This window comes from Pseudomonas sp. W4I3, from assembly GCF_030816195.1.
GTDB lineage: Bacteria > Pseudomonadota > Gammaproteobacteria > Pseudomonadales > Pseudomonadaceae > Aquipseudomonas.
Genome location: NZ_JAUSXS010000001.1, coordinates 507430 through 520660, shown reverse-complemented (window position 1 = coordinate 520660; position 13231 = coordinate 507430). Strand labels below are relative to the sequence as shown.

Annotated in this window: 14 protein-coding genes and 1 pseudogene; 7 read left to right on the top strand and 8 right to left on the bottom strand. The window is 59.0% G+C overall.

Annotated features, from left to right (window positions below; all coding sequences use genetic code 11):
* Window positions 1-19 precede the first annotated feature (19 nt).
* The 3 genes from pstB to QF045_RS02415 all read left to right on the top strand — a co-directional run bounded on the left by pstB (window position 20) and on the right by QF045_RS02415 (window position 2804).
* Window positions 20-853, top strand: coding sequence for a phosphate ABC transporter ATP-binding protein PstB (gene pstB / locus QF045_RS02425; protein ID WP_048723523.1), 834 nt, complete (start codon window positions 20-22; stop codon window positions 851-853).
* A 111-nt stretch (window positions 854-964) separates the two neighbouring features.
* Window positions 965-1726, top strand: coding sequence for a phosphate signaling complex protein PhoU (phoU, locus tag QF045_RS02420; RefSeq protein WP_065953276.1), 762 nt, complete (start codon window positions 965-967; stop codon window positions 1724-1726).
* A 169-nt stretch (window positions 1727-1895) separates the two neighbouring features.
* The gene (locus QF045_RS02415) at window positions 1896-2804 is read left to right on the top strand and encodes a response regulator (RefSeq protein ID WP_306490910.1); all 909 of its coding nucleotides are present in this window, start codon (window positions 1896-1898) and stop codon (window positions 2802-2804) included.
* 177 nt (window positions 2805-2981) lie between these two features.
* Here QF045_RS02415 and QF045_RS02410 read toward each other — a convergent pair whose 3' ends face one another.
* The 3 genes from QF045_RS02410 to phoB all read right to left on the bottom strand — a co-directional run bounded on the left by QF045_RS02410 (window position 2982) and on the right by phoB (window position 6698).
* Window positions 2982-4322, bottom strand: a complete 1341-nt coding sequence (locus QF045_RS02410) for a hemolysin family protein (protein ID WP_306490909.1) — start codon at window positions 4320-4322, stop codon at window positions 2982-2984.
* Between the two features lie 266 nt (window positions 4323-4588).
* Window positions 4589-5875, bottom strand: a complete 1287-nt coding sequence (gene phoR, locus QF045_RS02405) for a phosphate regulon sensor histidine kinase PhoR (RefSeq protein ID WP_306494842.1) — start codon at window positions 5873-5875, stop codon at window positions 4589-4591.
* A 133-nt stretch (window positions 5876-6008) separates the two neighbouring features.
* Window positions 6009-6698 carry a phosphate regulon transcriptional regulator PhoB gene (gene phoB, locus QF045_RS02400; protein WP_003195617.1) on the bottom strand — a complete coding sequence of 230 codons (690 nt, stop codon included), beginning with the start codon at window positions 6696-6698 and terminating at the stop codon, window positions 6009-6011.
* A 154-nt stretch (window positions 6699-6852) separates the two neighbouring features.
* Between phoB and QF045_RS02395 the strand changes: the two genes are divergently transcribed.
* Entirely contained in the window at window positions 6853-7230 is a 378-nt protein-coding gene (locus QF045_RS02395) for a hypothetical protein (protein WP_306490908.1), read from the top strand.
* Between the two features lie 119 nt (window positions 7231-7349).
* Here QF045_RS02395 and ubiA read toward each other — a convergent pair whose 3' ends face one another.
* Together ubiA and QF045_RS02385 are read right to left on the bottom strand one after the other, a co-directional pair.
* Window positions 7350-8240, bottom strand: coding sequence for a 4-hydroxybenzoate octaprenyltransferase (ubiA, locus tag QF045_RS02390; RefSeq protein ID WP_306490907.1), 891 nt, complete (start codon window positions 8238-8240; stop codon window positions 7350-7352).
* Entirely contained in the window at window positions 8240-8803 is a 564-nt protein-coding gene (locus QF045_RS02385; RefSeq protein ID WP_306490906.1) for a chorismate lyase, read from the bottom strand. Before QF045_RS02385 ends, ubiA begins: the two co-directional genes overlap by 1 nt.
* 194 nt (window positions 8804-8997) lie before the next feature.
* Between QF045_RS02385 and QF045_RS02380 the strand changes: the two genes are divergently transcribed.
* The 3 genes from QF045_RS02380 to QF045_RS02370 all read left to right on the top strand — a co-directional run bounded on the left by QF045_RS02380 (window position 8998) and on the right by QF045_RS02370 (window position 10816).
* Window positions 8998-9165 (top strand): rubredoxin, encoded by a 168-nt coding sequence (locus tag QF045_RS02380; protein WP_065953270.1) that lies wholly within the window; start codon window positions 8998-9000, stop codon window positions 9163-9165.
* A 36-nt stretch (window positions 9166-9201) separates the two neighbouring features.
* Window positions 9202-10350 carry an NAD(P)/FAD-dependent oxidoreductase gene (locus QF045_RS02375; protein WP_306490905.1) on the top strand — a complete coding sequence of 383 codons (1149 nt, stop codon included), beginning with the start codon at window positions 9202-9204 and terminating at the stop codon, window positions 10348-10350.
* Window positions 10351-10540: 190 nt separating this feature from the next.
* Window positions 10541-10816 carry an HU family DNA-binding protein gene (locus tag QF045_RS02370; RefSeq protein WP_003195589.1) on the top strand — a complete coding sequence of 92 codons (276 nt, stop codon included), beginning with the start codon at window positions 10541-10543 and terminating at the stop codon, window positions 10814-10816.
* 117 nt (window positions 10817-10933) lie between these two features.
* Here QF045_RS02370 and QF045_RS02365 read toward each other — a convergent pair whose 3' ends face one another.
* From QF045_RS02365 to QF045_RS02355, 3 genes and pseudogenes are all read right to left on the bottom strand, one after another.
* Window positions 10934-11410, bottom strand: coding sequence for a hypothetical protein (locus QF045_RS02365; protein WP_306490904.1), 477 nt, complete (start codon window positions 11408-11410; stop codon window positions 10934-10936).
* Between the two features lie 310 nt (window positions 11411-11720).
* A pseudogene (locus tag QF045_RS02360) lies at window positions 11721-12539 on the bottom strand (RHS repeat domain-containing protein); the annotation flags it as partial.
* A gap of 74 nt (window positions 12540-12613) precedes the next feature.
* On the bottom strand, window positions 12614-13225 hold the full coding sequence (locus QF045_RS02355; protein ID WP_306490903.1) for an imm11 family protein: 612 nt from the start codon (window positions 13223-13225) through the stop codon (window positions 12614-12616).
* Between the last annotated feature and the right edge of the window lie 6 nt (window positions 13226-13231).

The window sequence follows — 13231 nt, the reverse complement described above, 5'->3', positions numbered from 1 at the left end:
ACAGCACAGGGAGCATCCCATGCAACACGAAACCCATTCCCACGGCATCAACATGTCTGCCCTGGGCCGCGACAAGCAGAGCCTGAGCCTGGCCCAGGAAACCGTGGCCATCGAAGTGCCGGGCCTGAGCCTCTACTACGGTGAAAAGCAGGCGTTGTTCGACGTCAGCATGAACATCCCCAAGCAGCGCGTGACTGCCTTCATCGGCCCGTCGGGCTGCGGCAAGTCCACGCTGCTGCGCACCTTCAACCGCATGAACGACCTGGTGGACGGTTGCCGTGTGGAAGGCGCCATCAACCTCTACGGCACCAACATCTACCGCAAGGGCGAAGACGTGGCCGAGCTGCGTCGCCGTGTGGGCATGGTGTTCCAGAAGCCCAACCCGTTCCCCAAGACCATCTATGAAAACGTGGTCTATGGCCTGCGCATCCAGGGCATCAACAAAAAGCGCATCCTCGACGAAGCCGTGGAGTGGGCGCTCAAGGGTGCCGCGCTGTGGGATGAGGTCAAGGATCGCCTGCACGAGTCCGCCCTGGGCTTGTCCGGTGGTCAGCAGCAGCGTCTGGTGATCGCACGCACCATTGCCGTGGAGCCGGAGGTATTGCTGCTCGACGAGCCGTGTTCGGCCCTCGACCCGATCTCGACGCTGAAAGTCGAAGAGCTGATCTACGAGCTCAAATCCAAGTTCACCATCGTCATCGTGACCCACAACATGCAGCAGGCGGCGCGGGTTTCCGACTACACCGCGTTCATGTACATGGGCAAGCTGGTGGAGTTTGGCGACACCGACACCCTGTTCACCAATCCGGCGAAGAAGCAGACCGAAGACTACATCACCGGTCGTTATGGCTAGCCCCAGCTGCAAGCCGCAAGGTTCAAGCGGCAAGTAAAAGCAGTTTGATCAACGACACAAATCAGCTTGCAGCTTGTAGCTTGCGGCTTACAGCGTTTGCGGAGCAAACCCATGATTAGCAAAGAAGGCCTTACCCACCACATCTCCGCGCAGTTCAACGCCGAGCTTGAGGAAGTGCGCAGCCACCTCCTGGCGATGGGCGGCCTGGTGGAGAAGCAAGTCAACGATGCGGTCACCGCGCTGATCGAGGCCGACTCGGGCCTGGCCCAGCAAGTGCGTGAGATCGACGACCAGATCAACCAGATGGAACGCAACATCGATGAGGAGTGCTTGCGCATCCTGGCCCGTCGCCAGCCGGCGGCGTCCGACCTGCGCTTGATCATCAGCATCTCCAAATCGGTGATCGACCTGGAGCGTATCGGCGACGAAGCCACCAAGATCGCCCGCCGCGCCATCCAGCTGTGCGAAGAAGGCGAAGCGCCGCGTGGTTACGTGGAAGTGCGCCATATCGGCGACCAGGTGCGCAACATGGTGCGCGATGCCCTCGACGCCTTTGCGCGTTTTGATGCGGACCTGGCGCTGTCAGTGGCCCAGTACGACAAAGTCATCGACCGTGAGTACAAGACTGCCTTGCGTGAGCTGGCCACCTACATGATGGAAGACCCGCGCTCTATCTCGCGGGTATTGAGCATTATCTGGGTGCTGCGCTCGCTGGAGCGCATCGGCGATCACGCGCGCAATATCTCGGAATTGGTGATTTACCTGGTGCGCGGCACGGACGTGCGACACATGGGCCTCAAACGCATGAAAGCCGAAGTTGAAGGCAACGCTGATCTTATCCCTAATGTTCCGGGCGAATCTGACGATAAGTAAGGTTGCCCGAGAAATTAACGCCCGGCCATTGGCCGGGCGTTTTCGTTTGTGGGCGAGCCGAATTTTATTGCGGGTAGGGCGAAATAAGTCCTAACGTGACTGCAGAGTTTTGGCAAAATGCCATCAGTCAGGCGTACTGCCAGCCAAGGTTTTATAGGATGAAGGGTCGATGAGTAAAGTCAGTGTGTTGGTGGTGGATGACGCCTCGTTTATTCGCGACCTGGTGAAGAAGTGCCTGCGCAATTACTTCCCCGGGATCAAGATCGAAGATGCGGTGAACGGCAAGAAGGCGCAATCCATTCTGATGCGCGAGACCTTCGACCTGGTGCTGTGCGACTGGGAAATGCCGGAGATGTCCGGGATTGAGCTGTTGACCTGGTGTCGCGAGCAAGCCCATCTGAAGGCCATGCCGTTCGTGATGGTGACCAGCCGTGGCGACAAGGAAAACGTGGTGCAGGCGATTCAGGCCGGTGTGTCCGGTTACGTCAGCAAACCGTTCACCAACGAACAGTTGCTGAACAAGGTCAAGCAGGCCCTGCACAAGATCGGCCGCCTCGACGCGTTGATCGCCAGCGCGCCGACCAAGATGAACTCGGCCTTCGGCAACGACTCCCTGAGCGCGCTGACCGGTGGCAAGCCTGAAGCGGTCAAGCCTGCAGCGGCGACAGTGGCGGCAGCCCCGAGCAAAGGCCTGCTCAACAGCGCGCCGGTCGCCGCTGCTGCGTCCGCTGCGCCTGCCGGCGGTCGTGGTCAGGGTCAGTTGCGCCTGTCCAGCGGCACCCAGCAATGCGTGATCAAGGCGCTGAGCATCAAGGAAGCGTTGTTGGTGGTGCGGCGTGGGGATGTACTGCCTCAGGTGCTGGAAAGCGCCGTGCTCGACCTTGAACAAGGCGAGAACGCTGAAGTGGCGCGTCTCAATGGCTACTTGCATGCAATCGTTGCCTACGAGCCCAAGCCCGACAGCGACTGGCTGCAGCTGACCTTCCGCTTTATCGACCAGGATGCGCAGAAGCTGGACTACATCTCCCGCCTGATCGCGCGTGGCACCGCACAGAAGCATTTCGTGCCGGGTGCGTAATCCAGGTAGTGGGCTTGCCCTAATGTCTGTCAGTTAAGGCTTTTTGTAGGAGCGAGCTTGCTCGCGAAGAACTCAGGCCCTGCGCGTTTATCCAGAATGAACGCGTTGCCTGGGCGTTTTTCGCGAGCAAGCTCGCTCCTACAATGAGCCGCTCTCACATTGAGACCATGCCTGCTGTCAGTCCAGCATCAACACCTTGGCCAGCACGATCTTCGGCCCTTTCATCTTCTTGATGATGATCCGCAAGCCTTCAACCTCCAGCACTTCTTCCTCTTCCGGCACCCGTTTGAGGGTGTCGTAGATCAGGCCAGCCAGGGTTTCGGCTTCGATGTGGTCCAGGTCGATGCCGAGCAGGCGTTCTACCTTGAACAGCGGGGTGTCGCCACGCACCAGCAGCTTGCCCGGCTGGTAGGCGAGAATGCCGCGTTCGGCCTTGCGGTGTTCGTCCTGAATATCGCCCACCAGCACTTCCAGCACGTCTTCCATGGTCAGGTAGCCGATGATCTTGCCGTCGGCTTCCTCCACCAGGGCGAAGTGCGCGCCGCCTTTACGAAACTGCTCCAGCAACTGCGACAACGGCATGTGGCGCGACACGCGCTCAAGCGGGCGGGTCAGTTCGGCCAGGTTGAACGACTCGGGGATATGGTCCAGGGCCGCCAGTTCCAGCAGCAAATCCTTGATGTGCAGCAGGCCCACGAACTCGTTGCGCTGCGCGTCATACACCGGGTAGCGGCTGAATTTGTGGCGACGGAACAGTGCGAGGATTTCCTTGAGCGGGGCGTTGAAGTCCAGGGTGACCAGGTCTTCACGGGAGTTGGCCCAGTCCACCACTTCCAGTTCGCCCATTTCCACGGCGGAGGCGAGTACGCGCATGCCTTGGTCGCTGGGGTCCTGGCCACGGCTGGAGTGCAGGATCAGCTTGAGCTCTTCGCGGCTGTAATGGTGTTCGTGGTGCGGGCCAGGCTCGCCTTGGCCGGCGATGCGCAGGATGGCATTGGCGCTGGCGTTGAGCAGGTAGATCGCCGGGTACATCGCCCAGTAGAACAGGTAAAGCGGCACGGCGGTCCACAGCGACAGCAATTCGGGTTTGCGAATGGCCCAGGATTTGGGTGCCAGCTCGCCGACCACAATGTGCAGGTAGGAAATCACGAAGAAGGCGGCAAAGAACGACACGCCCTTGATCACTTCCGGCGACTCGACGCCCACGGCGCCCAGCAACGGTTCGAGGATATGCGCAAAGGCCGGCTCACCGACCCAGCCCAGGCCCAGCGAGGCGAGGGTGATACCCAGCTGGCAGGCCGACAGGTAAGCGTCGAGCTGGCTGTGCACGGTGCGCAGGATCTGCCCGCGCCAGCCGTTGATGTGAGCAATGGCCTCGACTCGGGTCGAGCGCAATTTGACCATGGCAAATTCCGCCGCAACGAAGAAACCGTTGAGCAGTACCAGGACCAGTGCAAAAAGAATCATGCCGAAATCGGCAAAGAGTGTCGCGAGGGTGATACCAGGGGAAGGGTCCATGATGGGGTTTTGCAGGTTCCGTGTGTTCAATAGGGGACAGGTGGGCCTGAAAGGCAGGCACAGGTCGGCCAATGTAGCGGCTGGCGGGGCGCTTGCCTAGTACTCACTGCCGGGCGGAGTGTGGAATACACCCTGCAGAACGATGCAAATATAATGTGGGAGGGGGCTTGCCCCCGATAACAGTGTGTCAGTCAGCACATCTGATACTGATACACCGCAATCGGGGGCAAGCCCCCTCCCACATTTAAATGTGTGCTGCATTTGAGTTATTCGTCTGTGCCAATCGCCCGCGAACGGGTCACCTGCGCCGGCGGAAAGTGGCAGGTAAACGTGCTGCCATGCCCCAGCACGCTGCTGATCTCCAGGCGGGCGCGATGGCGCAGCAGCACATGCTTGACGATCGCCAGGCCCAGCCCGGTGCCGCCAGTGTTGGAGTTGCGGCTGGAATCGACGCGGTAGAAGCGCTCGGTCAGGCGCGGGAGGTGCTTGGCGTCGATGCCGATGCCGGAGTCCTGCACGCTCAGGTGCGCACCGTGTCCGTCAGCCCACCAGCGAATGCGGATATTGCCTTTGTCCTGGGTGTATTTCACCGCGTTGAACACCAAGTTGGAGAATGCACTGCGCAACTCGCCCTCGCTGCCCTTGAGCAGTACCAGCGGGTCGGCTTCCAGGGTGATGTGCTGGCCACGCTCGCCGGACAGGGCCTGGGCATCATTCTTGATGGTCTGCAGCAGGCTTTGTACGGCCACGGGGTGGTTATCCGACGGATAATCAGTGGCCTCCAGCTTGGCCAGGAGCAACAGGTCGTTGAGCAGGGTTTGCATGCGTGAGCCTTGCTGCTGCATTTGCTGCAGGGCGCGGCTCCAGCGCGGGTTGATCTCCTCCACGTTGTCCAGCAGCGTCTCCAGATAGCCACAGATCACTGTCAATGGCGTGCGCAGTTCGTGGGAGACGTTGGCGACGAAGTCCTTGCGCATTTGTTCCAGCTGATGGATGCGGGTCACGTCGCGCACCAGCATCAAGTGCTCGTTGTTGCCGTAGCGCGTCAGGTACAGCTGGATACGCACGCGGTCGTTGGTGGGCGAGGGGATTTCCAGGGCTTCTTCGTAATTGTCTTGCTCAAAGTATTCCTTGAAGCGCGGGTGGCGTACCAGGTTAGTCACCGGCTGGCCGCTGTCCTGGGGCGTCTTGAGGCCAAGCAGGGTCTCGGCGGCGCGGTTCCACCATTCCAGGTTGCCGTCGCTGTCGAGCATGATCACTGCGTCTTTGAGCGCGGCAGTCGACTCTTGCACCCGGTCGATCACCGCTTGCAGGCGCCCGCGTACCCGTTGGTCGCGGCGTTGCAGGTGGTAGATGCTGTCGAATACCTCGCCCCACAGGCCGTAACCGTCGGGTGGTGCTTCGTCGGGTTGGTGCTGGCGCAGCCATTCATGCAAACGCAGCAACTGTTTGAGGGTCCAGCCCAGGTACAGCGCGATGCCGATGGCCAGGCTCCAGCCGTAATAACCGCTGATCAGCCCGACCAGCAGGCAACCGGTGACCAGCAGGAGCATGTGGCGTATCAGGGTGCCATGCCAGTTTTGGTTCAAGGTGCGTCCTTCGGAGCAGTTTCAAGTTTCAAGCTGCAAGCTCCAAGCTAAAGCAGTCCCGCTTTGAACTTGCGGCGTGTGGCTAATTGCTTGTAGCTCAACCTTTGGTTGAAAACCGATAGCCCGTACCGCGCACGGTTTGTACCAGATTCTCATAGGCATCGCCCAAGGCTTTGCGCAGGCGGCGGATATGCACGTCCACGGTGCGCTCCTCCACGTACACATTGCCGCCCCACACTTGGTCCAGCAGTTGGCCGCGGGTGTAGGCGCGTTCCTGGTGGGTCATGAAGAACTGCAGCAGACGGTATTCGGTCGGGCCCATTTCAGCGGGCTTGCCGTCGATGGTCACGCGGTGGCTGATCGGGTCCAGAATCAGGCCGTCGACTTCGATAGGGGCTTCGCCATCGGTCGGGCCGGCCCGGCGCAGTACGGCTTTGAGGCGCGCGACCAGTTCGCGCGGGGAAAAAGGCTTGGTAATGTAGTCATCGGCGCCGACTTCCAGGCCCTGGATCTTGTTGTCCTCTTCGCCCTTGGCGGTGAGCATGATGATCGGGATATCTCCGGTCAGCTCGTCACGCTTGAGACGCCGCGCCAGCTCGATCCCGGAGGTGCCGGGCAGCATCCAGTCGAGCAGGATCAGGTCCGGCTTGCGGTCGACGATGATGGCATGGGCCTGCTGGGAATTTTCCGCCTCCAGGCAGTCGTAGCCGGCCATTTCCAACGCAACGGCGATCATCTCGCGAATGGGCGCTTCGTCGTCAACAATCAGAATGCTCCTGCCAACCATGCTCAAAATCCTCTTGTCATTTAACTGTCTTGCGCCGCATTAGATAACGGAATTATTGCAGTCGTGTGACAGTAATTTAGTCGCTTGGGCAAATCACGGCACTCTGGACTACCCTTTGGGTCCGAATCCTGACAACCACAAAAGGTAGGTTCCGATGACTTACAGCACGATTTCCTGGAAAGCCCTGCTGGTAACGGCCGCGTTGACGCTGCCGGGCCTGGCCTTTGCCGCAGAACCTGCGATGACGAAAGACGGGATGCTGGTCGATCACAAGGGCTTGACCCTCTACACCTTCGACAAGGATGCCGCCGGCAAGTCCGTGTGCAAAGACCAGTGCGCGACCAATTGGCCGCCGTTGAAGGCTGAGTCTACCGACAAGTCAGCGGGTAAATGGACGGTCATCACCCGCGACGACCAGACCAGTCAGTGGGCCTACGACGGCAAGCCGGTCTACACCTACAAGGATGACAAGAAGGCCGGAGACAAGACCGGTGATGGCAAGGGTGGGGCTTGGCACATCATCAAGCCTTGATTGCTCTGCGCTGCTGAAGCCATCGGGGGCAAGCCCCCTCCCACAATTGATGTGTGTACGCTTTCAAATGTGGGAGGGGGCTTGCCCCCGATAGCGTCAGAACAGTCGCCGCCAGCCTCTCATCGCAACGCGTAGTCAGCCACAATCCCCACGAAAATCGCCAACCCCGCCCAATGGTTGTGCAAAAACGCCTTGAAGCACTTCATGCGGTCCCTGTCGCGGGTGTACCAGAACTCCCAGACAAAACAGCCCGCTGCCGCCAGCAACCCGAGGTGGAACCAGCCGCCCAGCTCGAACCGGGCCCCCGCGAGCAACAGACACACCAGCGCCAGGCCCTGCAGCGTGAGGATGATCACCCGGTCAGCATCACCGAACAGGATCGCGGTGGACTTCACGCCGATCTTCACGTCGTCGTCGCGGTCGGTCATCGCGTAATAAGTGTCGTAGCCCACCGTCCACAACAGGTTGGCGATGTACAGCAGCCACGCCTCGGCCGGCAGATGACCGGTCTCGGCCGTGAACGCCATCGGCATGCCCCACGAAAACGCCGCGCCCAACACCACCTGCGGGTAATAGGTGTAGCGCTTCATGAACGGGTAGCTCGCCGCCAGCGCCAGCCCGCCAAGGGACAGCAGGATGGTGCTGGCGTTGGTCAGCAGCACCAGCAGGAAGCTGATGCCCATCAGCAGCGCGAAAAACACCAGCGCCTCTTTCGAACTGATCTTGCCGCTGACCAGCGGACGCTGCTCGGTGCGCTTCACATGGCCGTCGACCTTGCGGTCGGCCCAGTCATTGATCACACAGCCGCCGGCGCGGGTCAGCACCACGCCCAGCACGAAAATCATGATATTGAGCAGCGACGGCGAGCCCTTGCCGGCGATCCACAGCGCCCATAGCGTCGGCCACAGCAGCAGGTAGATGCCGATAGGCTTGTCCATGCGCGTCAGTTGAATGAAATCCCAGGCCCTGGGGTTCAGGCGATTCAAGGATTTGAGTGCACGTTGGTACATCAGCGGTTCTCCGGATGGTCATGCAGCGCATGCCAGAAACTCGGCAGGAAGACTTCCGCCACCAGCACGCTCAACGATCCGCGATCAAAGCGCGAGCGGCGCGCCCACAGCCCGTCGGCCTGGTCCGCCGTGGGCAGCCATTGCTCTGGGTAATGGCACACCTCGATGGGCTGGCGGGTAAAGGCGCGGTCGCAGAACAACAACTCGCCCAGCGACCGGCTGCCCAGCTCATCCATATGCAAACCATCGCCCTGCAAGGCGCTGCGTGACGCGACACTGCGGGCAAATACCCAAGGCTGGTCACGCCCACGCAAATACACCTCGCGCACCCAGCCGATGCTCGCTCGAGGCAGGTCCAGCGCCGCACATTCATCGTCACGCAACGGCTGCCAGCCTTCGAGCAGTGGCGTCACGCTGAAGCCGTCGTTGGACAGCCCGGTCAGCCGCCGCGTCAGCGAGCCCTCATCGAACAGCCAATCGAGGGTCAAGGGCGCAGGCATTGGGCTCAGACGGCTCTGGGACAGCCATTGGCAAGCAGCGGAAGGGGCGATTGAGTGCGGCACGGCGAGTCAATTTTGGCAGCAAAAGAGGCGGCGAGCTTACCATGGCGACCTGAACTTTTGCCGGGCTGAACCGGCCGTTTACGCCGATCGTGCTTGCATCTGCCGGCTGCGATCAGTACAAAACGCCCTGAGCCGAGCGGCAGCGCAGGTTATCGACCGTCGGCCAAGATGCCTGGACCCTGAGGAAGCACGTAATGAAGAAGTGGCAATGTATCGTCTGTGGCCTGATCTACAACGAAGCAGATGGCTGGCCGGATGACGGAATTGTGCCCGGCACCCGTTGGGAAGATGTCCCCGAAGACTGGCTGTGCCCAGACTGCGGCGTGGGCAAGATGGATTTCGAAATGATCGAAATCGGCTAATTTGAAGTTTACGAAACGTACTACAAGGAGAAAGGAATGAACTCACCTGTCGTGATCATCGGCACAGGATTGGCCGGTTACAACGTAGCCCGGGAGTTTCGCAAGCTCGACAGCGACACCCCATTGCTGCTGATCACCGCAGATGATGGGCGCTCCTACTCCAAGCCCATGCTCTCCACCGGTTTTGGCAAGAACAAGGAAGCCGATGGCCTGAGCATGGCTGAACCTGGCGCCATGGCCGAGCAACTCAAGGCGCAAGTGCGCACCCACACGCGTATCAGCGGCATTGACCCAGGCCACAAGCGCCTGTGGATCGGCGAGGAATCGGTGGTCTACCGTGACCTGATCCTGGCGTGGGGCGCAGAGACCGTCCGCGTACCGGTCGAAGGCGATGGCGCCGAACTGATTTTCCCGATCAACGATCTCGAAGACTACGCCCGCTTCCGCGCCGCGGCTGCCGGCAAACGCCGCGTGCTGGTGCTGGGCGCCGGCCTGATCGGCTGCGAATTTGCCAACGACCTGATCCTGGGTGGTTATGAGGTCGACCTGGTCGCGCCGTGTGAGCAAGTCATGCCGACCCTGCTGCACCCGTCGGCTGCGGCTGCGGTGCAAGCCGGGCTGCAAGGGATTGGCGCACGTTTCCACCTGGGGCCGGTGCTCAACCGTCTACAGCGCAGTGCTAACGGCCTCGAAGCCCATCTGTCCGACGGTGAAGTGATCCATTGCGACCTGGTGGTTTCCGCCATCGGCCTGCGCCCGCGTATCGACCTGGCGGCGGCAGCCGGCCTGCAAGTCAACCGAGGCATCATGGTGGACCGTCATCTCAAGACCTCTCACGCCAATATCTACGCTTTGGGCGACTGCGCCGAAGTCGACGGCTTGAACCTGCTGTACGTGATGCCACTCATGAGCTGCGCCCGCGCCTTGGCCCAGACCCTGGCTGGCAACGCCACGGCCGTCAGCTACGGGCCGATGCCGATTACCGTGAAAACTCCGATCTGTCCGCTGGTGGTCTCGCCACCGCCACGCGGTAGCGAAGGCGTGTGGAGCGTCGAAGGCGAGGGCGCCGACATCAAGGCCCTGTGCCGCGACGCCAGCGGCCGCCTGCTGGGCTACGCACTGACCGGCACCGCGGTCATGGAAAAACTGGCATTGAACAAGGAACTTCCGCCGCTGCTGGCGTAAATGCCGGTCGTTCTGTCGGAATAAGCCCCTTCTTACCCTTAGAAAGGTCGCGGCGAGACTGGCGGAGCGTGCGAGGGCATGCCATCCTCACTCCCGTCTGCCGCAGAGTAGAGCCTGCGGCGCCTTGGCGCTGCTCCACCAGAGAGCAGCACGGACATAACAACAAAAAACCGTCAAAGAGGCTTCACACATGCGTAAACCAGATCTCGCCGCCGCCATCGCGGAAAAAGCCGATCTCACCAAAGAACAGGCCAACCGCGTACTCAACGCCGTTCTCGAAGAAATCACCGGCGCCCTGCACCGCAAGGACAGCGTCACCCTGGTCGGCTTCGGCACCTTCCTGCAACGCCACCGCGGCGCCCGCACCGGCAAAAACCCGCAAACCGGCGAGCCTGTGAAGATCAAGGCGAGCAACACCGTAGCGTTCAAACCGGGCAAGTCGCTCAAAGACAGCGTCAACCCGTAAAAGGCGGTACCGCCTGAAGGGAGGCGGGCGGGTATAAAAAATGGGCACGCCAACTGGGTTGGGTGCCCATTTTTTTGTAAGACAGCTGCTTCGGTCTATGTGATTTGGTAGCGGCTGTTATCCCCTGACCAGCCCATCATGCTCGTCAGTTGGTTCTTTACCAACCATCTCCTCATAATCATCAGGCTCTGCATTTAGATCCCCCGGAATCCACTTTCCGTTCTGTTGTTTGTAACTCCGCGCTCTGTAAGGATGCAGTGCAACAATGCCTGTAATTTCTTTTTGTAGATTTTTCTCTTCGTACCAGACACTACCGCATTCTCCGCAACCCCAGAAAGGCCGAGCCTTCTCATCTATCAGATCGACCCAGCCTACGCATTGAGTAACTGGGCATCGATAGTTTTGAGCGGGATGGGAGGTTGCGACAGGGTCCTCAGCTTTAACGTATTGAGTAGAGGAACCACACTTCGGACATTCGATCATGATGAAGCGTTGGCCCTTCGCGACCATCGGTTCGACAAGCTTCAACTGTTGTGCATCAAGTCCAAAAGTTTTGTGACAGACCTGACAGCATGCGTCATTAATTGAGTCCATATGGATTCTCCCCCTCTGGATACCAATGTAGGGCCTTGCTATTCGCTTTATGGTACCCCTTGTCCATGAGTACCAAGTTACTTTGGCGGTTATTACCGCCTCGGAATATTGGCTTTTTATGGTGTACGTCAAAACCCTCTGGAACTTGGCCTTTTTTCATTCTATCAACCCCCGCCTGACCGTATTTTTGAACTGAGCTTGGGTCTTTTGCCATCTTCTTCAGGTACTTCTCTTTGGCTCCGCCTTTCTTGCCAAAGTTAGCTCGGATTTTTTTGATTTCACCCTTTGTTCTCTTGTGATAGCAGGTTTTGAGACCCCACGGATCAATCCAGGTAAAAGGGTTAGGCGCATATTGGTACAGATTGAGCCCGCCCTCCAGATCTATGGGGTCCGGGGTAGTAAAACGACCTATGTCTGGATCGTAATATCGGAACAGGTTGTAATGCAGCCCCGTCTCCCGGTCCAGGTACTGCCCCTGGAACCGCAAATTCTGCTCTTCAATGTAATAAGGCTCGCGCACCTCTTCCAGCGTGTTACCCCACACCCGATAGGTCGCCCGCCAGACGTTGTGCCCGTCGGCCTCGGTCAACTGTTCCGGCAGCCCATTCAGATCATTGTGGTAATAACGAATTTTCTGCAGCGGCCCGCTTCCGTCGACGCGGGCCAAGGGCTCGTAGCCTTCGTCTTGATACACATAAAGACTTGTCTGACTGTGCTTATGCTCCTGCAACAACCGCAAACCATCCCAGGTAAACCGCGTTTGCCCCAGCGGATAACCATCGCTGCCATGCTCGGTTTTCTCAACCCTGCGCCCCAGTGGGTCATAAGCCATCCTGACCACGCTGCCATCGTCATTACGCACTTCAACCAATCGGCTTTCAGCGTCATACGCAAACCGCTGCACACCCCGTTTAGCGCTGCGTTTTTCAATCATCCGGCCAAAGGCGTCATAGCGATAACGCTTGTCCTGATAGGTCAGCAGCTTGTTGTGCACCACTAACCCGACACCTGCCTGCGGGCCGTCGAGCAGGTTGGCGGCGGCGTCGTAGGCGAAGGTTTCGCGCTGGCCATGCAGGCTGTCCTGGCTGGCGATGATGCGACCGGTGGCGTCATAGTGCAGCACTTCGCGGTGCAGACGGTCGCGCTAGAAGTCGCTGAATACCTGACGGTCGATGTGGAGTTTAGGCTGCCTGAAGCCCTCCATCATGCATGGTCTTTATATGGTGTGAATGATCGGTTAGCGATGTAGAAGCCTAGGCCTTTGTCGCCATTGAACTTGTTCTCTATCATGGCGTCAGCCAGCTCCTGAGAAATCAAAAGATCTCCAGAGTCCTGCTCGCGTGCAATCTCTCCCATTCCCGAGGCACTATCATGAAACCAGATTTCATTAAAATAGAGTATTGAACCACTGTCTGAGAGCTCCGCTACCGATTTACTCTGATCAACAGCGCTTATCGTTTGAGCAGCGTTGACTATGTAATAGTCCTCAGCCACTTCTTCTCCGTTGGCAGCAATGCTTATGGGTTTCAGTAACTGGACATGAGCACCGGCTTTCTGTGCGAGGAAATTCGCTAACCGCTGGCTAACCAAAGGTATGTCACCCAACAACCATAAGCAGTCGTAAGCCGTTAGCTTTTTCTTTGAGCAGGGGAAAAATATTTTGGGACTATCCATGTCGGCAGGGAAAGTTTTTCCCGACAGTAGCGATAAATATTCAAAATTCGACCCTGCCGTCTCATAGGAACCGCTTTCGGCGTCGTATGAGCCCAGCAATTTTTCGTTGTGATAAATAGGCGCTTTCCAGCTTAAAATCATTTCGAA

Bases quoted from the DNA above. Each gene is read 5' to 3' on its own strand.
- pstB (WP_048723523.1), top strand. From the start codon at position 20: ATGCAACACGAAACCCATTCCCACGGCATCAACATGTCTGCCCTGGGC.
- QF045_RS02355 (WP_306490903.1), bottom strand. From the start codon at position 13,225: ATGATTTTAAGCTGGAAAGCGCCTATTTATCACAACGAAAAATTGCTG.
- QF045_RS02370 (WP_003195589.1), top strand. From the start codon at position 10,541: ATGCGTAAACCAGATCTCGCCGCCGCCATCGCGGAAAAAGCCGATCTC.
- phoB (WP_003195617.1), bottom strand. From the start codon at position 6,698: ATGGTTGGCAGGAGCATTCTGATTGTTGACGACGAAGCGCCCATTCGC.
- ubiA (WP_306490907.1), bottom strand. From the start codon at position 8,240: ATGTACCAACGTGCACTCAAATCCTTGAATCGCCTGAACCCCAGGGCC.
- QF045_RS02395 (WP_306490908.1), top strand. From the start codon at position 6,853: ATGACTTACAGCACGATTTCCTGGAAAGCCCTGCTGGTAACGGCCGCG.
- QF045_RS02410 (WP_306490909.1), bottom strand. From the start codon at position 4,322: ATGGACCCTTCCCCTGGTATCACCCTCGCGACACTCTTTGCCGATTTC.
- phoR (WP_306494842.1), bottom strand. From the start codon at position 5,875: ATGCTCCTGCTGGTCACCGGTTGCCTGCTGGTCGGGCTGATCAGCGGT.
- phoU (WP_065953276.1), top strand. From the start codon at position 965: ATGATTAGCAAAGAAGGCCTTACCCACCACATCTCCGCGCAGTTCAAC.
- QF045_RS02415 (WP_306490910.1), top strand. From the start codon at position 1,896: ATGAGTAAAGTCAGTGTGTTGGTGGTGGATGACGCCTCGTTTATTCGC.
- QF045_RS02365 (WP_306490904.1), bottom strand. From the start codon at position 11,410: ATGGACTCAATTAATGACGCATGCTGTCAGGTCTGTCACAAAACTTTT.
- QF045_RS02375 (WP_306490905.1), top strand. From the start codon at position 9,202: ATGAACTCACCTGTCGTGATCATCGGCACAGGATTGGCCGGTTACAAC.
- QF045_RS02380 (WP_065953270.1), top strand. From the start codon at position 8,998: ATGAAGAAGTGGCAATGTATCGTCTGTGGCCTGATCTACAACGAAGCA.